The organism is Peribacillus sp. NPDC097224, assembly GCF_044761985.1.
GTDB lineage: Bacteria > Bacillota > Bacilli > Bacillales > DSM-1321 > Peribacillus.
Genome location: NZ_JBIWDK010000003.1, coordinates 394,328 through 415,746, shown reverse-complemented (window position 1 = coordinate 415,746; position 21,419 = coordinate 394,328). Strand labels below are relative to the sequence as shown.

Below are 21,419 nucleotides of genomic sequence, written 5' to 3'. Positions count from 1 at the left end.
CTCCTAAATAATTTTATTTTGTTTGAATTTGGTTATGTCTTCCGGGTTATACCCCAATTCGGCTAAAATGGATTCTGTATGCTCCCCATACAGCGGTGGATGCTTTCTCATCGTGACCGGTGTTTTTGAAAGTTTTAAAGGCGACCCAGTCATTCTAAGGTTGTCAACTTTTGGGTGTTCCATCTCCACTAACATTTCCCTTGCCTGTATTTGAGGATCCTCGAACATTTCGGCAATGGTTTGAATAGGGCCATTAGGGATCCCGGCTATATCCAATTGCGTTTTCCACTCATTCTTCGTCTTGCTTTTTAATAAAGCTTCTATAATCGGTATTAATTCCTCTTTATTCTGCAAACGATCTTTATTGTGCATAAAAGGTTCATGATTCGCCAATTCCGGCCTTCCTAAAACCGTCGTGAATCTCTTAAATTGCTCATCATTCCCAACAGCGACGACTAGTTCCCCATCACTTGCGTGGAATACTTGATAAGGGACGATATTGGGATGTTGATTTCCCATTCGCTTAGGAGATATATCATTGAACAAATAGTTGCTGGCGACATTCACTAAGGAAGCGACTTGACAATCCATCAATGCAATGTCGATTTCCTGACCTTCACCCGTATTATTCCGATGATGCAGGGCTGATAAAATTCCAATACAGGTATATAACCCTGTCAGGACATCAGCTATCGCCACCCCCACTTTCATGGGGCTTCCATCACTCTCGCCCGTGATGCTCATCAGGCCGCTCATCGCTTGAATGATATAATCATAGCCAGGTAAATCTTTATTAGGACCGGTTAATCCGAATCCTGTAATTGATGCCATAATCAAATGAGGATTCACTTCTTTTAATTGTTCATATCCCACACCCATTTTTTCCAGCGTGCCTGCCTTGAAGTTTTGAACGACAATATCTCCTGTCGATACTAGCTTACGAAAAATTTCTTTCCCCGGTTCAGACTTTAAATTCAATGTCATACTTTCTTTGTTGCGATTGGCACATAAATAGTAAGCGCTTTCTCCCTCAGCGAAAGGCGGACCCCATCCTCTCGTTTCATCTCCTGATTCATGATGTTCCACTTTAATAACTTCCGCTCCCAAATCACCAAGAATCATCGAACAAAACGGTCCCGCCAATACACGGGAGACGTCAATAATCCTTATTCCTTCCAAGGCCCCTTTCATCCCTTCACCCCTTTCCCATTGTTGAAATATACAAAAAGAGCCAGTAAAACAGACAATGTGATTACATTGAACGTTTCACTGACTCTTATCCATGGCTTGTCTTCCGACAAAGGAAGATCAAGTGAACAAAGTCAATTTTATAAATACTCATTTAAAACAAGCCGGCCATGCAGCAAGGTAAGTCGCTGTCATCGGTTTGGTAAATTAAGTATAAAATAGTTATTTGAATTTTGCAATAATTAAATTCACTTTATGGATATTGATCGTTCGCAAACTTATCATGATTGTTGTTCTCATGCACCGTATCGTTCTTCTTGTATTTCCTCAAGTGATTTCCCCCGGGTTTCCGGTGACATGGTAAGACCAATGACTAGATGGATAACCAGGAAAGTAATCATAATTAACCCCGCTACCTTAAAGCCTAATGTCGTAATCAATAATGCGATAACGAGCGAGAATAGCCCTACACCGATACGAGCTATGGAGAACATGACTCCTTGCGCTTTTGCACGGTATTTTGTATGAAACAGTTCACTTGACCAAAGAGCATAAAATGCTTGTGCGCCAAACCCTGCTGCTGTCCCCCATAATAAAACAAATAACAATAATTCAGTCCAGCCCATGCCGCCAAAAGTCAAGATGAGCCACGCGACGATCCCCATTACAGCACCTGTTCCGAATAAAACTTTCCTGTTTACTTTATCACCCAGTTTGATGAATATAAAGTAGGTAGAGATAACAGTCAACAACCATAAAGTTCCCTGTAATAAGTTAGCTTGAGTAGATGAAAGTCCACCAACTGTCTCATATATATATGGCATGAAGTAACCCATTACTCCAGCTACCATATTCCAGAACCCATATATTCCGATCAAAAGGAATAAAGCTTTACGATTTTCTTTCACACTAAGTAATTCTTTAAGCGAAACGTCTGTAAGTTTGCCACTCTTTTTAAGTTTGTCCTGTTTTTGTTTTTCCTCTTCCCAAATAGTCGACTCATTAATCTGTTGTTGCAAGATCCAAGTGACTAAGGCAATGACAAATAATTGGGCAAAGATTAACCGGCTTCCTAATAACCCTAGTGGTGCCAAAGCAACGGAAAGGAACAAAGTGAGCGCTGGTCCAATAGACCAAGCCAGTTGACCCCAGCCAACCCTTGCTGCCCTTTCCCCTTCCGGAGCTTCTTCGGCGATATATGTCCACGCTGCTGGAATGGCAGCCCCGACAGCAATGCCCGTCACAACATATCCAATAAGTAACATAGGAAAGTTAAATGAGAAGATGATGAGCAAAACACCCAGCATATAGGCTATCAAATCAAACTTATAAATGAACTTACGACCATATTTATCAACAAGGAATCCACCTAACAAGGCACCAATCGCTGCTCCAAAACCGTTGGCACTGAGTGCGCCCAAAAGCCCCAATTTAAAATCATCAAGATCTAAGTATTCCATCCAGAGCGTAAGTCCGCCGGCACCCGCTACAATTGAACCTGCTTCCAAATAGTTTGACATCGCAACTGTAATGGTGGACTTTAAACTACCTTTCTTGCTTTTCACTTTATTAGCCATTGCAACCTTCCCCCCTTCTTGTTGAAAAAAAAGGATCCTTTAAAGAGCATGTTTCGATAAAGAATCCACCCTATTTTTTACTTCAAATGGAAAACTTCCTTCAAGTCAGTAGATACGGGACTATTGTTCGGTTTGGTTTCCATTAAAGGTTCCATATAGTCCCACCACTTTTTATTAATGGCTGTTTTAGGCATTTCCCTCCACTTTTCTTCATCCTCTATTTCCAGATAAGCAAATAGCTTGCCCGTTTCTTCTTCAAGAAAAATCGAGTAATTGTGGACCCCATGAGCTTTTAGTTCCGCTTCCATTTCAGGCCATAATTCATCGTGCCTTTTCTGGTACTCTTCATAATGGTCTTTATAGACGGTCATGATACTGGCTTTTCTAATCATGTGAATCACCCTCCATTGTCAGTCAAATAGACTTATACTCGTTCTATTAACAATGTTTTCTCGTAATCTTTAACTTCAGCAAGCCACTCTTCTCTTACAGGAACATTTTGATCGGCGCAATAATAATCCCAAATAGCGCCAAAAGGATACATTTTGAATTCCTCCATCAATGCTAGACGAGTCGTGTAATCACCTTCTAATTCCGCCGCTTTCAATTTTTCAGTGGGAAGTAGATATGCACGAAGGAGGGCCTTAATCGTATTACGTGTGCCAATCACCCAAGCTGCTACGCGGTTGATACTCCCGTCAAAGAAATCAAGCCCGATATGGGTTTTTTCAGTCAGGTTATGAGTGACTAATTCACGTGTGATTTCAAGAAGTTCATCATCAAGAGTCACGACATGATCGCTGTCCCATCTAACAGGACGGCTCACATGCAGCAGTAGTCCCTCAGTGAATAAAGAAAGGGCAGATAATTTATTTGAAACCGTTTCTGTCGGATGAAAATGTCCTGAGTCCAGACAGATCAATTTATTTCGCGTCAAGCCATATCCCATATAAAATTCATGAGATCCCACGACATAGCTTTCAGACCCGATTCCGAATAACTTGCTCTCCACTGCATCTAAATTGTATTGTCGATCGATTGGTTCTTTGAAGATTTCATCCAAGGACTCTGCTAAACGTTTTCTTGGAGTCAGACGATCAACTGGGGTATCTTTAAATCCATCTGGGATCCAATAATTCGTTACGCATGTTTGACCCGTTTCCTTTCCGAAATATTCCCCCACTTTACGGGAGCGCTTACAATGTTCAATCCAGAAATCACGGATGTCCTTATCAGGATGACTTAACGTAAAACCATCTTCAGACTTTGGATGGGAGAAGCATGTAGGATTAAAATCCAGTCCTAGTCCTTGATCTTTTGCCCATTCAACCCATTTTGTGTAATGGCGTGGCTCAATTTCATCCAAGTCCACTTGTTCATCTGTATCTGTATACATGGCATGAAGATTCAACTTATGTTTCCCAGGTATCAATGAATAGGCTTTTTCTAGATCTTTTCTTAGTTCTTCCGGAGTTCTTGCTGCACCTGGGTGGTTTCCTGTTACGGATATTCCACCAGTTAGTCCTTGATCTTTATTCATAAAACCATTTACATCATCCCCCTGCCAGCAATGCATGGAGATTTTAATTTCCTTTAATTTTTCTATCACTTCATCCGTGTTAATTCCATGATTTGCATATAGTTCTTTAGCGGCTTGGTAATCTCTTTTAATTTGGTTGTTCATATTTAATTACCTCCTTAAATTTGTTCATGATTGTCATGCGGTCAACTTCGCCCGGGACATATTGTTTGACTTCAAAAGAGTTCCTCACCAATTTCCTTCCTTCTTTTAAATCGCTAATTTCTTCTTTCGCAATCAACTGAATCAATAAGTTACCTATCGCAGTTGCCTCTGTAGGTCCTGCATATACATCTCTTCCGCTCATATCCGCAGTTAACTGATTTAAAAGATCATTGTAGGCTCCCCCACCGACTACATGTAAACGATCGATTGCATTTCCAGTAATATCTTCTAAGTCTTCCAGTGCAATCGCATAGATAATGGCCAAATTGCTATATACACAACATGCCAATTCCCCAGCGGTTACCGGCACTGGCTGATTCGTTTCCCTGCAATATCCTTGAATTTCTTCAATCATATTGGCGGGATTAAGGAATCGATCATCATTAAAGTCAATGAATTGCTTAAACGTCTCTTCTTTGAGTGCTTCTTCGACAAATTGGGAGAAATTATAATCCTGAATGAGATGCCTTCTTACTTCTTGGATGATCCATAAGCCCATTATGTTCTTCAATAACCTCGTCGTTCCGAAAGCGCCCCACTCATTCGTATAATTATGATGAAAAGCTTTTTCATTCGTAAAAGGCACAGAAGTCTCCATTCCTAATAATGACCAGGTCCCACTGCTTAAAAATGCCCAGCCCTCATCCTCACCAGGTGTCCCCACCACTGCAGATGCCGTATCATGCGTTGCGACGGTGACGACTTGGCACTTTTCTGGTAAATCATATGTAGAGAAATAATCCTTCCTCAACTCTCCCAAAACGGTTCCAGGTTCAACAAGTTCAGGGAATTTTTCCTTTTTCAAGGAAATCAAATGAAGAAGTTCCTCATCAAAAGTCCGTGTGTTTACATTCAATAGTTGTGTCGTTGAAAGATTAGTCACATCACTGACCGCCTTGCCGGTTAGTGCAAAACCTAAATAATCAGGAATCATCAAGATTTTACTCGTCCTATGTAACGTGCCTTTGTTCTCTTCATAAAATTGATACAGTGTATTAAATGGTAAAAACTGAATACCCGTTTTATTGTAGATTTCTCCCTTGGAAATCGATACCGTCACCTTTTCAATCGTATTTTCAGTCCGACTGTCACGATAAGAAATTGGCTCCTGCAAATAATCGCCTTGATCATCCACCAAAACATAATCAACAGCCCATGTATCTATTCCTAGGGTACAAGTTTCATAACCTAGTACCTTCACTTTCTCTAACCCTCTCAGTATTTGATTTAACAGATGATCAATATCCCAAACCAATACCCCTTGAGCATTTCTTGTGAATCCGTTTGCAAAACGATGTATTTCATTCGTTTCTAATTTTTCGTTCTTTCTATTACCAATGACAAGCCTACCGCTTGAAGCCCCAATATCTACTGCAACATATACCAATTTCTCCACCCCTTTCTTTTTTTGATTTTTCTAACTCTTCAACTAAAACAAATAATACAACAAAAACAAATATGAATCAACGTAGTTTTTTTTTGTTTATTCACTATTTTCTTTGTTGGCTACTAATTTCCACATAGTAAAACACACAAATAGAACATTAGGTATTACACATCACTGAGGCTATGGAATTCAGCTCCACTATTCAATTACATTCGTCTCCTATATTATTAGCCTTATTGATTTTATAACTTTTAAATAGGCATATGGAACTTAATTCAAACATATACAATAAAATTCAAAAACCCTATTCAAAAATAAACAAAGATATATTATAATGAATTCAGAATTAAACAAATATAAATAAAGAAGATAAATGAAACCGGAGGGAATTCAATGGTAAAAAATTTATGGAATTCTAAAAAAGCCGAACAAAATCTTAGTGGCGTAGAAGAACTAGTATATCGTTCGAACTTAATAGGTTCGGATCGTGCCGTATGCAACTGGGGCGGTGGCAACACTTCCACCAAAACAACCATACAAGATTTCCGCGGGCGTGATGTTGAAGTTATGTGGGTCAAAGGAAGCGGATCTGACCTAGCAACAATGGAAAAGAAGAATTTCACAGGATTACGTTTAGAAGATATTCACCCATTGATTGAACGTGACGAAATGCCCGATGAAGAGATGGTTGAATATTTGTCTCATTGTATGATTGATAGCAAACATCCAAGAGCATCAATCGAAACACTTCTTCATGCATTTTTACCTTTCAAGCATGTGGACCATACGCATCCCGATTCAATCATCAGCATATGTTGCGCTGATAATGGAAAAGAAATCGCCAAAGAAATTTTTGGCGAACGATTCGTTTGGGTTCCTTATGTGCGCCCAGGATTCGCTTTATCTAAAATGATTGCCGAAGGTGTCAAAAACAATCCTCAAGCTGAACTGGTGTTAATGGAGAAACATGGTTTGGTAACATGGGGAGATACTTCTGAAGCAAGCTATGCCCAAACTATAGCAATTATTAATGAAGCTGAACAATACATTCAAAAAAAAATAGATAGTGCTTCAGTATTTGGTGGCCGGAAATTTCAATCTCTTTCCGAAGATGATGCAAATGAGATCTTGTCTACCATCATGCCTGTTATTCGTGGAGCAGTCAGTGACGAGAAAAAAATGCTCTTAACTTTTGACCGTAGTGATGATGTCCTTCAATTCGTAAATAGTCATGATGCCGCAAGCATATCTCAAATCGGTGCAGCTTGCCCGGATCACCTTGTACATACGAAACGTGTTCCATTATTCATCGAGTGGAACCCTGAATCCAAAGATGTCAAAAATTTAGCGGATTCGATTAAAACTGGCATCGAAAACTATAAAGAAGAATACAGGGCTTATTTCCAAAGGAACAAACATGAAGGTGATACGATGGTCGAACCTGCACCACGCGTCATCTTAATTCCAGGAATCGGCATGATCAATACAGGTAAAGATGTCTCTAATTCTCGTGTAAGTGGGGCTTTATATCATCGCGCCATATCAGTCATGAAAGGCACAACGGCACTTGGAAAATTCGTTTCTTTAAGTGAAAATGAATCGTATAATGTCGAATACTGGCCATTAGAATTATATAAGCTTTCTTTAGCTCCTGCTGAAGCCGAGTTCTCACGCAAAGTTGCTTTCGTTACTGGCGGAGCTGGAGGTATTGGAAGTGAAACATGCCGCCAATTCGTATCAGAAGGCGCACATGTTGTAGTGGCGGACCTTAACTTGGAGGGCGCAGAGAAAATAGCTGCAGAAATTAATTCAACCTATGGTGCCAATCGTGCAATTGCATTAAAAATGGACGTAACAATAGAAGAAGAAGTTCGTGAAGCATTTACCCAAACGGCCCTTAGCTTCGGCGGTGTAGATATAATCGTTAACAACGCGGGACTTGCCACTTCCAGTCCAATTGATGAAACAACATTAAACGAATGGAACTTGAATATGAATGTTTTAGGTACAGGATATTTCCTCGTTGCCCGTGAAGCATTCAAGCAAATGAAACAACAAGGCATTGGTGGAAACATGGTCTTCGTTGGATCGAAAAACTCAGTATACGCTGGTAAAAATAGCGCTGCTTATAGTTCAGTTAAAGCATTAGAAACTCATCTAGCACGGTGTATAGCTGCGGAAGGTGGAGAGTTCGGCATTCGCGTAAACTCCGTACTGCCTGACGCTGTACTACAGGGATCTGCGATTTGGGGTTCAAGATGGCGTGAAGATCGAGCTTCTGCCTACGGTATTGACCCTGATCAATTAGAAGACCATTATCGTAAACGCACAACATTACTAGTAAATATCTATCCAAAGGATATTGCGGAATCCATCACATTCTTTGCGTCATCTAAGGCAGAGAAAACAACAGGTTGCATGATAACCGTCGATGGCGGGGTCCCGGCCGCTTTCACGAGATAATAAGGAGTCATCTTGAATTCTCATATTCTATGAAAAACGGCCTTGCCCATTCACTTGGGTAAGGCTGTTACTTTATATATTGCATACATATTAAAAGTGACTAACCAAATTGGCTAGTCACTATTTTTAATGATTAATAGACATCTTTCCATTCCCCGATATTTTCTTTGTCGAATTTGAATGGGTCACCTAGCATGACTTGAGTTCCATCACCATCTTCGACGATTTCCAGTTCTCCAAGATCCCCTGATTCGAATTTTTCCCCAACTTCACCTTTGATTTTCTTTTCATCTAAGGCAATGGCCGTAAATCCTGCTACATACCCAACATCTATCGGATTCCAGAGATACATCCATGGTGAAACGCCATTTTCAATATAGGAAGCCATCTCACTCGGAAGTCCCAGTCCTGTTAACTTCACTTTACCCGCTAGACCTTTATCCGTTAATACTTTACCAGCGGCGGCAATACCAACAGTAGTCGGTGCAATGATTGCTTTAAGATTCGGATAGGACTTTAAAAGGGCTTCCGTTTCAGAAACGCTTTTATCACGAAGGTCATCTCCATAGGCGACTTTCACAAGTTTTATATCTTTATATTCTGGTTTTTCCAATTCTTTTTTCATATATTCAATCCATGTATTTTGATTCGTTGCTTGGGATGTAGCGCTTAGAATGGCAATCTCTCCCTTGCCATCAATCATTTCAGAAACCGCTTCGATTTGTACCTGTCCTATCCGTTCAGGATTCGCTTGATTTACGTGAACCATGCGGCTTTTTGAATTGACCGCTGAATCCACAGATAATACCTTAATCCCCTGCTTCATCGCTTTTGATAATACAGGCTGAAGGGCATCAACATCATTTCCCGCTACCGTAATCGTACTTACCTTCTGCGTAATAAGCTGTTCAATGATTTGAATTTGCCCTTCCGCAGTCGGTTGATCAGGCGAACGGAGAATAACTTCTCCACCTTTCTCTTTCATGGCTTTTTCGAATCCTTCCATCATTTTCTCGCCGTATGGATTACCTGTGTTTTTAAATATGAAAGCGTGAGTATTGGAGTCCTTTTTACTCGATGTCGTACTTGTTTCTGGACTCGATTGACTGCACCCAGCCACAATCGATATAAACAAAATAATGGAAAGTAGAGAACCAGCTATTTTTTTCATGTTTTCATTCCCCTTTTTCTTTTTATTTACATACAGTTAAATCCTGTAATGTATCCTAATTAGCCTTACTTTTCTTTTTACCGATTTTATACTTTTTAACATCGAGTCTCGTGACAGAGACTGAGAATATTAGTAATAAACCGATAATGATCATTAGAGTTTGGGATGAAATATTGATTAACCCTAGCCCATATTGTAGATATCCAATAATAAACACCGCGATAACGGGGCCTAGCATTCTTCCTTTTCCGCCTGCTGTACTTATGCCACCGAGAGCTACCATCGCAATGACTTCCAGCTCATATCCCGATGCTATGTTAGGCCTCGTGCTTCCCATTCTTGAAGATAAAAAGAGTGCCGTAATACCAGCCATCAACCCTGTCAAAGTGAATACAATTATTTTGATTTTGTCGATTTTCACACCAGAATATCGACTGGCCACAGGATTATTTCCAATTGCATAGATTTGCCGGCCAAATGTAGTTTTGTGAAGCAACAAACCAAAACCGATAGCCAAGACAATAAACATGATGAGGATGAAAGGAATTCCTAAGACGTAGCCCCAACCAAGAAAACCATACCACTCTGGGAAATTCCCCACTGCTTGATTTTCCAAGAAGATATAAGCAATCCCCCGATATAAGATCATCGTACTGAGTGTGACGATGACGGCTGATAACTCTTTGAATTTCACAATTAACAGTCCGTTAATAAACCCACATAATGCTCCTACTAGTAAACATGCAACAATCGCTAATTCCATTGAAAGCCCCATGTTGTTGAAAAGAATGCCCATTACAACGGAAGATAGTGCAACAGTTGAACCTACCGAGATATCAATATCTCGAAGAATGATCACTAGGGCCATCGGGAATACCATAAATGCTTTATCCAAGAAAATCATGGTCCCATCTCTCAGGCTAGCTCCCGTCAAAAAGAATGGCGAGATGATTGTATTGATGACTAAAACCAGCAAAAGAATGAAGATGAGCAACCATTCCCACTGTAAAAAAAAGCTTTTCAGAGAAAATGTCTTTTTATTTAAAATCTCTCTTTTAATAGATCCATCATTTACTATCGTTTTTTGCTCCATAGGTCTATATTTTCCTCCTTAAGAGATTATTTCGCTCCACACTTCTCTTAACAAGAGTATTTACGATGACTGCAAAGAGGATAATAAACCCTTCAATTCCTGTTTGCCAAAAAGGCGAAACATTAAGGAGTGGTAGTGCATTATCAAGAATTCCTAATAGAATGGCACCAAGGATAACGCCTGAAAGTTTACCCGAACCACCTGCAATGCTGACACCACCTAATATACAGGCTGCAATGACACTCAATTCATAACCAGATGCCGTATCTCCTTGAGCGGAGGCAAATTTTGATACCCATAAAACACCTGAAAGACCAGCCAATCCCCCCATTACCGAATAAACTAAAAGAAGGATTTTGGTTTCACTGATACCACTGACCTTTGCCGAATCAGGATTACTCCCAACCGCGTAAATTTGCCTGCCTGTTCGAGTATGATTAATAAAGTAATAGGCGACTGCATAAATGATTAGTGCAATCACGACCAAATACCTGATTCCTAAGAAGGAACCCGTACCGATCATTAAAAAGCTTTCTGACATTTGATAAGAGCTGATCCATTTACCGTCACTTATGGTAAACGTCAATCCCCTAAAAATATACATTGCTGCCAGTGTCGCAATAATAGGAAGAATTCCAAACGCTGATATTAAACTTCCAATGATTCCACCACAAAAGATCCCGATGACAATTCCTAATACGATAGCAAGAAGAGGATTCAATTCTGGATTATGACTAACAACCTGTGCCACGACCATTCCTGACAACGCCAGTGTAGCTCCTATTGATAAGTCAATCCCCCGTGTTACCAACACAAGCATCATTCCTACCGCCAAGATACTTAAAATCGCTGTATTGGTGAGCATATCCGTAATATTCTCTATCGTGAGAAAGCTTGAATTCCTCAATTGAACGACAACGGAAATGACTAAAATGAAACCCAGCAATCCTAATTCGCGGAATTTGGATAAATTGGCAAGGAATGATTTCTTCTCATTCAATCGTGGACCACTGTCAGTTTGTCGGGCTACCGTATTTTGCATGTTTCTCACCTCTTTTCTTATTAATAATCATCATCTTACGCTGGATGTTTGACCACCCATAGCCGCTTCAAGGATCACCTCTTGTGTAGCCTCCTCTTTATCTAGGATTCTTGTCATCCTTCCCTCTTTCATGACTACAATTCGATCACACATCCCTAGGACTTCAGGCATTTCAGATGAAACAAGGATAATGGCATACCCTTGACCGGCCAAGTCATTAATGATGTCATAGATAGCCGATTTAGCTCCCACATCTACTCCTTTGGTCGGCTCATCGAGAATAATGATATCCAGATTGGCTGTTAATAATTTTGCAACCGCTACTTTTTGTTGATTTCCGCCTGATAGCGAACTTGCTAGGTCGAAAATGCTATTCGCTTTTACATGTACCTTTTCGGCTAGACTTTTGGCGACCTCTGCTTCCTTTTTTTCATCTAACCAACCATTCTTGGAGAGGCTTGTTAATGCAGGAAGGGTGATATTTTTCCCGATTTCCCAATCGAGAACAAGCCCTTGTAATTGTCTATCCTCAGGAAGATAACCAATTCCTAGTTTCATAGCATCCTTCGGGTTTTGAATGGTAATTTCACTTTGCTTCAGAAAGACCTTTCCTGTGTCAAACGCTTCAATTCCAAAGAGCGACTGACACACTTCGGTACGACCTGCTCCAACCAGACCCGTCAAGCCAAGTATCTCGCCTTTATGAACTGAAAATGAAATATCTGCAAAGTAGCCGATTTTCCCAAGTGCCTCCACACGAAAAACCTCTTCCTGAATTACCGCTGTCTTCATTGGGAATACTTGAGTAATCTTCCTTCCCACCATCGCTACAATTAAATCTTCGTTAGATATTTCATCAACCTTCCATGAGCCGATATATTTCGAATCCCTGAAAACAGTTACTTGACTAGCCAAACGGTACATATCCTCAAACCGATGGGAAATAAAAACGATGGAGCTTCCTTGATCTCGTAGACTTTCCGTAATTTTATACAATTCTTCACTTTCCCTTGCTGTTAAGGCTGCGGTGGGTTCATCCATAATAATGATTTTTGCTTCGGTGGAAATAGCTTTTGCGATTTCTACGATTTGTTGCTGCGCTACACTCAACGCACTCATTTCCATTTTCGGATCGATGTTGGATCCCAATTGTTCTAGAATCTTCTTTGCTTCAATATGCATCTCTTTCCAAAGTAATCTCCGGGTTCCCTTTCGTATTTTTTCATGCCCCATGAAGATGTTTTCTGTCACGGATAAATCCGGATAATTAGTAACATGCTGATATATCGCTGCAATCCCAGCAGCTTGAGCTTCTCTTGGATTTGAGAAATCTATTCTTTTTCCATTTAAAAGTATTTCTCCTTCATCAGGAGCGTGTACACCTGTTATCACTTTAATGAATGTTGATTTTCCCGCTCCATTCTCACCCATTAGTGCATGAATCTCGCCAGGTTTTAATTTGAATTCTACCTGGTCGAGGGCCGTAACCCCCGGGAATTTTTTTGTGATTCCTTTTAACTCCAAAACATATTCAGACATCTGACCCACACCTTCCTGCCTGTTAGACTTTCTTTATAATTAGCAGCAATTAGTTATAAAGTTATCCTTCCTCATTCTTCATTCTAGACCTAAAGTATGCGCTTACATTCAGCATAAAGAAAAACAGAAAATGTTAAAAGGAGATATCTTTCGGAATAGGGGGATTATTTTCTGATAATTTATTTTCACCCTGATTATTTCCAGGTATAACGTCACATCCATCCCACCCAGGTTCCTTACTTAAAAAGCAGGCATTTTAAACTAATGGGCTCAGAAAGCATGGGTGATTATTTCCTTGATAGGGGAGATGGATGATTGCGGGAAGTTACTCGAAAGTGGGAAAGGCAATCAGAATCCTACCTGAAGTGAATGATTCCAATAAAACATGGCAGCGCCCTAAAAGCCGCTGCCTAATTATAAGACCATAATTCAAAAGTTAAGATTGGATGATTTGTATTTAGAGGGCACTTCCCCATAATATTTTTTAAATAGCTTACTGAAGTATTTGGTATCGTTATAACCGACCATATGAGAAATATCATATATTTTAAAATTGGTCGTCACTAACAACTCTTTTGCTTTTTCAATCCTGACCCTTGTCACATAATCTAGAACTGTTTCCCCTGTCTGACTCTTAAAATATTCGCTAAAGTATGTTGAATTCATATAAACCTGTTTGGCTATCTTTTCAATCGTGATACTTTGGTCTAGATTTTTATTGATCCACCTTTTAGCCGCATCAATTTGATTCGACTGTTGCTTTTGTTTTTTTTGGATAATGGATAGGATATCAATCACTTCATTCATCCAGTTTGTTACTTCATATTCCAGTTCTGCTAAGTCTGCAGCCTTTTGGGTTAACTCCATGATTTTTTTCATCCATGGATCCTTTTGAAAGTTATACCCCTTTGTCATTAATAGATGCATGATCTGAATAGCAAGCTGTCCAATCCCATAATTAATTGCCTCGGGAGTCTCTAATTCCTTCAATTCTTTGAAGAAATCCATGAGATATTTTCTTGCTTGAATAAAGTTATAACCAGTCAATGTCTTTATATATTTATTAATAGTAAACTCAAGATGTTTACCTTCTTGCTTTTCTTTTTTTTCGGAAACCACCGAAGTCATTAAGGGAAATTGAAAAATTTGGTTACCCCCGTAGATTAAGCGTAGCTGGATGGCATTAATTAATTCATCCCTTTTACTTTGCAGGAGTGATAAATCGTCAAAAATAGGACTCATAGCAACCGACATGGTGAATGGTGTGTTTAGACTAATCTTCGCTTGAAGTTCTTTTATGCATTGATAATGCAACAAGGTTATATCATCTGTACTTTCCAATGGACGATAGACTAAAAACCAAAATGAAGAATGGTCCCCGCTACATAGCCAATGCTCCATGTTTTCCTCTTTGAAAAACTGCCCTACCCATTCATCGGTGATGTTCTCCATAGCAAAAATCCACGTATCCCCTTCTCCTTTCTCAAGCTCTCTAGTCTTGGTTAAAAAATGATCAATGCTTAGATAGGAAAGGATATAGTTCCCCTCAGGGAAATCATTCACCCAATCCAGCCTGGAAAGGTCTGTATCCTTCTGCCAAATGGCATTATTCAGCTTATAAAGCTGTTGGGCATGCAACAATTTCTCTGTGTTTTCTGTACTTTCTCCTAATAGGAGCTGTTGTTTATCCTTACTCTCTATCTTTTTTTGTATGACTTTCAGACGTTTGCGATATTCCTCCCGGTCGATAGGCTTAATTAAATAATCTGTCACCCCTTCACGTAGGGCGGCTTGTAAATACTGAAAGTCTTCAAAACCACTAATGACAATGGACTCAAAGGATGTGAGCTTTTTCATTTCCTTGATAAGCGTCATTCCATCCATCAAAGGCATCTTTATATCCGTAATCAAAAGATCAAATACAAGATTTAAAGATGTAACCGTATCTAAGGCTTCCCGACCGTTCGTGTAACTCCCTATAACCTCCCATTCATCTCCACAAGAGGTGACTAACCTTTCGATTCCCCTGCGAATCCTGTTTTCATCTTCCACTATGATTGTCTTAATCTTTCTTTTCATAATCATCAACTTCTCCTTTCTGAAACAGGTGAGATGAAGTGATTTTTGGAATGATGATATTCACTTCCGTGCCCTTGCCATATGCACTAACCATTTTAAGACCAAAACCATCACCGAAAGTTAGCTTTATTCTGCCGTGGACATTGATTATTCCAAATTGTGCATCACGATTTGCCATAGGGTCCGATAATAAAGAGTTCAGCAACAACTGGAGGACTTCGTCTTTAATTCCCGGTCCATCATCCTTGATTGTAATTGAAATCGCATCTTCCCCTTCATGGTCATAATGGGTTATATGTATGTCGATGTGAACAGGCTTACCCTGTTCGACTCCATACTTAATGGCATTTTCCACAATGGGCTGAAAGACAAATTTAAGGATGAAGAAATGGTCTGTTTGTACATCAGAGTGAATGGTAAAGAAAAGACGTTCTTCATATCGGTATTTCTGTAGAGTCAAGTATCTGTTTATTTGTAAGATTTCTTGTGTAATAGGGACCAACTTTTCCTTGTTATTTAGTGAGTAGCGCAACATTTGACCAAGGATTGTCACCATTTGTACCGCCTCGTCATTGTCTCCCTCTTCTACCGACATACCAATCGTTTCGAGTGTATTGTACATAAAGTGAGGATTAATCTGTGTTTGAAGGGCATGTAACTGGGCTTCTTTCTGGCGAATTTCTATCTGGTAATTCTTTCTTATCAAATCTTTAATTTTCCAAATCATTGAATTGAAACTTTTGGCCAATATCCCTACTTCATCTTTGGTCTGAATGGGTAAATCAACATCGAAGTCCCCTTTTTCAACTTTCTTCATTAATTTTGTTAGTTGATGTAAGGGACTTGAAACGTTCCATGCCAAAAGGATGGATACAAGGGCACTAATGAGAATGAAGACAACGAAAACTATGATGGTACCATTGCGAACGCTATCGGTTCTTTCAGTTAAATATCCCATCGTAATGCTATAACCTACTATCCAATCAGTCTCTTTGGATTTATAGATGCTAATTAACTTGTTCTCTTGCTCATTCAATGTCCTAAAACTACCATTAATCGAAGGATAATTCTTAAACTCTGGGAGGGTTGTGGAAATTAACTCTACATCTGAGTGATAGATGATCCGTCCTTTGTCATCCATAATCCACCTCTTGGATTGATGTTCAGCGTCCATCTTATCTAAAATGGTTGCTAAAGACGTCATTTCTACCGCGATAAAAATGGTCCCTAAATTTTTGCGATTATCATAGTCTATCAATTGTTTCATGACTAAAATATAAGGAGGGTTTCCTTCGAATTGAAGGGATGTCTCATGTGGTAAGATTAATATGTCTTTTCCTTGTAAATCTAGGTCTTGACCATATGGGAAGGAGTAATTTGCATATTCGAAGTTCTTAAACGGCATTTTCGTTTGGTCGAACAATCTATTTTTCGATAATAAAAATACGCCAAGAATATCCTGACTGCCACCGTTTATATATGTCTGGGATAAATAGTTATTGACCAAAAATTCATCCTTTAGGATGGATGATTTATTTTGGAGGGTATCCTTTTTTAGTACTTCCATTACTTGATTCGAATTATAGATAAGGTCAGGAAGTTGTTTCATATCCTGAACTTCTTTATTAATATTCTCTGTTGCCTGTTCAAGGATTCTTGGAAGGTAGCTCCCCACTTCCTCTTCTATTGATTTCGTATATTGGCTATAGGCTATGAACCCCAATGAAGCCATCGGGATTACCGTCAAAAGTATATAGGAGACAATCAGTTTATTACGAAGACGTAGGTTTTTAAACATGTGTTTTTTAAAAATCATATTGATCCACATTTTCCTTCGTAAAATCAATCGGTTCCCCCATAATGACCATTTCCCCCAATAGCTGTATTTTACCGACACCAACTATCTCTTGTTTATCATATGGATAAATCCCTTCATTAAGATTGTTGGCAATAGCCACAGTCAAGTATCCTAATTTCTTAGGGCTCCATAAGGTGATCATTTGTGCCGATCCTTCTTTTAAATAATCATTCATGGAATTCGGGGAAGAGAGACCTACTACAGACACTTTCCCGATTTTCTTTAACTCCTTCACTGCTTGAGCTGCTGCGGGAGGACCAACAGAAGAGTTTCCGATTATCCCTTTTAAACGGGGATAATTGCGAAGTAATTCCTTAGCTTGCATATAAGCTTTATGAGGGTCATCATCCGTAGCCACAATCTCGACTAAATTCATATTCGGATAATATTCATCCAGTTGTGTTTGGATCCATTTCAACCACTCATTTAGGTTGGAAGCCGTGTAAGCTCCTGTCATGATGGCGAATTCTCCACTTTCCCCCGTATTCCACGCGAGTATATCCATCAGATGCCTCCCTAATGTTTCAGGATTCACCATATTGATGAAATACTCCCTCCCTTCAGAATTAGTATCAGCATCCCATGTTATCACTTTAATAGATTGCTTCCTTGCCTTTTTCAAAACAGGAATCAGCCTGACCGGATCATTCGCTGACACAGCAATTACATCGACTCTTTTGGCAATCATCTTTTCTATGATGGCAATTTGCTGATTGGCATCCGCTATGACCGGTCCTTCATAAATAACATGAACATCCAATGCCTTTGCTGCCTCATTCACTCCTTCTTTAACTGCATTAAAATAAGGAATATTTATGACTTTAGGGATAATGGCAATGGTAGCCTGCTTCTCGTCGTGTTTGCCAATCATTTCGTTAGGATTCGAATCTTGTTTATAAATAATTCTGTAATCATTCTCATCATGATTAGAGCAAGCGCTTACAATCAGTATAATGGATAGTATTATGACTCTTCTCATTTTCACCACCATCCTCCCTCCTCTTTCCCCTTAAAACTATTTGAATTTTTAAAATATTTTATCCGTACTGATAAAATTAGAAAATAACCTATGTCTCCATAGGTCACTTACTCTAAATATAGAATATGAAAGGAAAGTTGATGGAAGTCCTATAGCTACCCTGTATTTTTATCTATTATGTACCACTTTAAGATTGATACTTTTCTCGTTTAACTCATTGATATAGTTTTCAGAGAGTTTTGAGTCCGTTATGATTTCATCAATGTTATTGATTTTTGTAATTTGGACAAAAGTACGTACCCCAAATTTACTCGAATCGGCCAATAATATGGTTTTATCCGCAATCTCAAGCATCTTTTTCTTCAGGAGAGCTTGCCATTCATTCGAATCGCTCAATCCCTCTTCTAAATGGACACCTTTACAGGAAATAAAGGCTTTGTTTACAAAATACTTTTCCAATGATCGTTCAGCAAGTGGGCCAGCAAACGAAAGGGACTTAGGTAATAGCATCCCCCCAGTGGATATCACCTTCACATGCTCTTTCTTACTCAATTCAATCGCTACTTTTATTGAGTTTGTTATAACAGTTAGTGGCATATCCTCCAGCTCTTTGGCCATAAACCAAGCTGTCGTGCTTGCATCCAAAACAATTTGATCGCCTGGGTTGATTAACTTCACTCCTTCTATCGCTATCGCCTTTTTCTCTGAGGAATGGAGAATCTCCCGCTCTGCATAGGAAGTTTCAGAATGATTCTTTTCTATACTAATCGCCCCACCATGGCTACGGCGCAAAAGTTCTTCCTTTTCCAACTTTTCAAGGTCTCTTCGAATTGTTTCTTCCGTCACTTTAAAAACTTCACTTAACTCAGATACTCTTATACTTAATCTTTCATTGACTAGTTCCACAATCTTCCTTTGTCTTTCCGCTACCAGCACTAAAATTGTCCTCCTAAAATTAATTACTTTTCACTTCTTCACTCTTCTATCTTTATCATATCATGTGATTGACACCTTTTGAATACTTCCGTTAATTTTAATGATTCAAAAACAAACAAAAGATGGATAACTTAGTGACCCCTAACTGATTACCTTAACTTTTCTCCTGTCGATTTTGTTTTTTACTATCTATTTCTTCTCCTTTACTATAACAGAAAGGATTGTATGCCTTGCTTCTTTCCCCTTCTGTCTATAAAATTTAAAGATATAAACGCTTAGTTCGACAAGTCCATTAATGGTAAGGGGGATTTAACAGTGGACGATATAAAGAAAGAAATCGTTGAAGCCATCAAGCAATATTCAACGATCATCATTCACCGCCATCTTAATCCAGACCCGGATGCACTGGGGTCTCAAATCGGACTTCTACACGTGATAAAGCACTCATATCCATCCAAGGTTGTTCATGCAGTGGGAGAAGAAGTAGGTCGGCTCCAATTCATTGGAAGGATGGATGTTATCCCCGATGATGTTTATAGAGATGCATTAGTGGTTGTGTGCGATACCGCTAATCTTTCACGCATTAGTGATTCACGATACAAAATGGGGAAAAGGTTGATTAAGATCGATCATCATCCCGATCAAGAGTCCTTCGGCGATCCTTCGTGGGTGGATCCTTCTTTCAGCTCAGCAAGTGAGATGCTTGTTGACCTATGTTTGGGTTTCCCTGATGACCTTAAATTAAACAAAGAAGCTGCCCGTGCCTTTTATACCGGCATCATTGGTGATACCGGTAATTTTCAAAAAGGCAAAATATCTCCCGGGACTTTAGAAATCGCATCGATATTACGGTCGTATAATTTTCAGCCAGAAAGAATCCACAACTTCTTGAATATAAAAACCAAGCATTCTTCCCATCTTCAAAGGGATATTATGATGAGCTATAAGAGGACCGATAAAGGGGTAGCCTACTTCGTCATGACTGAGGAGATGTTAAGCAAGTATGATATAGACCGGACCGAAGCCTCGAATTTAATTAATACTCTTTCCGGGTTAAAAGGAGTGAGGATTTGGGTGTTCTTCATAGAATATCCCGAAGAAATCCGGGTCAGGATCCGTTCACGAAACACCCCGATTGATTCAGTTGCACGCATGTTTAATGGGGGAGGGCATCCCTTTGCGTCCGGAGCGAACATCCCTACTTGGGAGGCAGTTGATCAGGTCATACACGCTTTGAACCAAGTTTGTCCCTGAGTTGGTTGGTGAAAGAAGCGTAAGAGAAACGCCCGAGCCATATGGCCCGGGCGTTATGTTTTTATTTCGATACTTCTTCAAGAGTCGATAAATCGATCATCCCTTTAATATCGGCGCTAGGAATGTATCCAGCCTCTTTACTAATATCAGCCATTTCCTGAATGACGTCCTCATTAACATTCGTTGTCACTTCCAAGCGTGAAAAGGCAGCGGCCACCTCTTCCTTGCTTAATTCTTTTCCAGTCAAGTCCTTAAGATGCTTAATGACTAGATCTTGGCTTTCTTCCGGATTGTTTTGGATGAAATCAACCGCTTTTTTGTGGGCTTTCAAATAGGCAGTGGAAAGACCTTTTTTATCTAAGAACTTCTGGCTTGCAGCCACCACTGTGTTTGGTGAATCTTTGCCCCAAGCAAATTCATCCCAGTTAAGCAATAGCTTCCCGTTTGCTTGATTTTCCAAAACGTATCCCCAAGGTTCCTGAGTAGCAGCTGCATCCACTGTTTTTTGTACAAAAAGTGCTGCTGTGTCAGCAGGTGCTGATGCAAATAACTCCACTGTACCACCATTTGTAGTCGGTTTAAGGCCAACATCTTTAAGGGCCTTTCTAAGCATGACATCCTGTGTGCTTCCGATGACAGGAATCGCAACTTTTTTACCGTCCAGATCTTTTAAATCCGAAATTTTACTGCTTTCACCTGACACAAGAACTGCTCCACCGTTTACAGCCCCGGAAATTAAGTGGTATTCCGGATTTTTCACGTAAAAGTTAAGTAACGGACCAGGACCGGTTGTTCCGACATCGATAGCTTTCGTAGCCATCGCTTCCATAAATAGCCCACCGTTGGCCACTGTTTTCGTTTTAATGGTTACATCTTCACCGAATTCTTCTTTAAAGTAGCCCTTTTCAAGCGCAATGATTGTTGCACTATGAGTCAGGTTAGGGAAATACCCGATATTCACGGTTTGTTTTTCTGAATCTTTTCCTTCTTCGTTATTCGAAGATTCTGTGCAACCACTTACTATCCCAATTAACAATACGGACATAATAAGAGTAAATAATGATTTTTTCAGCATCTGTCTCTCTCCTCTTAACCTATTATTTTATTAA

The 21,419-nt window shown here is 39.6% G+C and carries 16 protein-coding genes; 2 read left to right on the top strand and 14 right to left on the bottom strand.

The window, feature by feature from the left end; genetic code table 11:
• Window positions 1-3: 3 nt before the first annotated feature.
• From ACIQXR_RS08725 to rhaB, 5 genes are all read right to left on the bottom strand, one after another.
• On the bottom strand, window positions 4-1,191 hold the full coding sequence (locus tag ACIQXR_RS08725) for a CaiB/BaiF CoA transferase family protein (protein ID WP_402867851.1): 1,188 nt from the start codon (window positions 1,189-1,191) through the stop codon (window positions 4-6).
• A gap of 293 nt (window positions 1,192-1,484) precedes the next feature.
• Window positions 1,485-2,765, bottom strand: a complete 1,281-nt coding sequence (locus tag ACIQXR_RS08720) for an MFS transporter (protein ID WP_402867850.1) — start codon at window positions 2,763-2,765, stop codon at window positions 1,485-1,487.
• A gap of 77 nt (window positions 2,766-2,842) precedes the next feature.
• On the bottom strand, window positions 2,843-3,157 hold the full coding sequence (rhaM, locus tag ACIQXR_RS08715; RefSeq protein WP_402867849.1) for an L-rhamnose mutarotase: 315 nt from the start codon (window positions 3,155-3,157) through the stop codon (window positions 2,843-2,845).
• Between the two features lie 32 nt (window positions 3,158-3,189).
• On the bottom strand, window positions 3,190-4,449 hold the full coding sequence (rhaA, locus tag ACIQXR_RS08710; protein WP_402867848.1) for an L-rhamnose isomerase: 1,260 nt from the start codon (window positions 4,447-4,449) through the stop codon (window positions 3,190-3,192).
• Window positions 4,433-5,896, bottom strand: coding sequence for a rhamnulokinase (gene rhaB / locus ACIQXR_RS08705; protein ID WP_402867847.1), 1,464 nt, complete (start codon window positions 5,894-5,896; stop codon window positions 4,433-4,435). The genes rhaA and rhaB overlap by 17 nt, the downstream gene beginning before the upstream one ends.
• Window positions 5,897-6,289: 393 nt before the next feature.
• On the opposite strand from rhaB, the gene ACIQXR_RS08700 reads away from it, so the two are divergent.
• Window positions 6,290-8,359 carry a bifunctional aldolase/short-chain dehydrogenase gene (locus ACIQXR_RS08700; RefSeq protein WP_402867846.1) on the top strand — a complete coding sequence of 690 codons (2,070 nt, stop codon included), beginning with the start codon at window positions 6,290-6,292 and terminating at the stop codon, window positions 8,357-8,359.
• A 133-nt stretch (window positions 8,360-8,492) separates the two neighbouring features.
• Here ACIQXR_RS08700 and rhaS read toward each other — a convergent pair whose 3' ends face one another.
• The 8 genes from rhaS to ACIQXR_RS08660 all read right to left on the bottom strand — a co-directional run bounded on the left by rhaS (window position 8,493) and on the right by ACIQXR_RS08660 (window position 19,056).
• Window positions 8,493-9,530 (bottom strand): rhamnose ABC transporter substrate-binding protein, encoded by a 1,038-nt coding sequence (rhaS, locus tag ACIQXR_RS08695; RefSeq protein WP_402867845.1) that lies wholly within the window; start codon window positions 9,528-9,530, stop codon window positions 8,493-8,495.
• 55 nt (window positions 9,531-9,585) lie between these two features.
• Complete coding sequence (locus tag ACIQXR_RS08690; protein ID WP_402867844.1) at window positions 9,586-10,623, bottom strand: ABC transporter permease; 1,038 nt, start codon at window positions 10,621-10,623, stop codon at window positions 9,586-9,588.
• Window positions 10,624-10,627: 4 nt separating this feature from the next.
• Window positions 10,628-11,665, bottom strand: a complete 1,038-nt coding sequence (locus ACIQXR_RS08685) for an ABC transporter permease (protein ID WP_402867843.1) — start codon at window positions 11,663-11,665, stop codon at window positions 10,628-10,630.
• A gap of 30 nt (window positions 11,666-11,695) precedes the next feature.
• Window positions 11,696-13,204 (bottom strand): sugar ABC transporter ATP-binding protein, encoded by a 1,509-nt coding sequence (locus ACIQXR_RS08680; protein WP_402867842.1) that lies wholly within the window; start codon window positions 13,202-13,204, stop codon window positions 11,696-11,698.
• 429 nt (window positions 13,205-13,633) lie between these two features.
• Entirely contained in the window at window positions 13,634-15,283 is a 1,650-nt protein-coding gene (locus ACIQXR_RS08675; RefSeq protein ID WP_402867841.1) for a response regulator transcription factor, read from the bottom strand.
• Window positions 15,267-17,129 carry a sensor histidine kinase gene (locus tag ACIQXR_RS08670; protein WP_403079833.1) on the bottom strand — a complete coding sequence of 621 codons (1,863 nt, stop codon included), beginning with the start codon at window positions 17,127-17,129 and terminating at the stop codon, window positions 15,267-15,269. The genes ACIQXR_RS08675 and ACIQXR_RS08670 overlap by 17 nt, the downstream gene beginning before the upstream one ends.
• Window positions 17,089-18,120, bottom strand: coding sequence for an autoinducer 2 ABC transporter substrate-binding protein (locus tag ACIQXR_RS08665; RefSeq protein ID WP_402867839.1), 1,032 nt, complete (start codon window positions 18,118-18,120; stop codon window positions 17,089-17,091). The genes ACIQXR_RS08670 and ACIQXR_RS08665 overlap by 41 nt, the downstream gene beginning before the upstream one ends.
• Window positions 18,121-18,288: 168 nt before the next feature.
• Window positions 18,289-19,056: a DeoR/GlpR family DNA-binding transcription regulator gene (locus ACIQXR_RS08660; RefSeq protein WP_402867838.1), complete on the bottom strand. Its 768-nt coding sequence runs from the start codon at window positions 19,054-19,056 to the stop codon at window positions 18,289-18,291.
• Window positions 19,057-19,371: 315 nt separating this feature from the next.
• Between ACIQXR_RS08660 and ACIQXR_RS08655 the strand changes: the two genes are divergently transcribed.
• A complete protein-coding gene (locus ACIQXR_RS08655; protein ID WP_402867837.1) occupies window positions 19,372-20,310 on the top strand; it encodes a DHH family phosphoesterase in 939 nt (312 codons plus the stop codon).
• A gap of 61 nt (window positions 20,311-20,371) precedes the next feature.
• Here ACIQXR_RS08655 and ACIQXR_RS08650 read toward each other — a convergent pair whose 3' ends face one another.
• Window positions 20,372-21,385, bottom strand: coding sequence for an aliphatic sulfonate ABC transporter substrate-binding protein (locus ACIQXR_RS08650; protein WP_402867836.1), 1,014 nt, complete (start codon window positions 21,383-21,385; stop codon window positions 20,372-20,374).
• Between the last annotated feature and the right edge of the window lie 34 nt (window positions 21,386-21,419).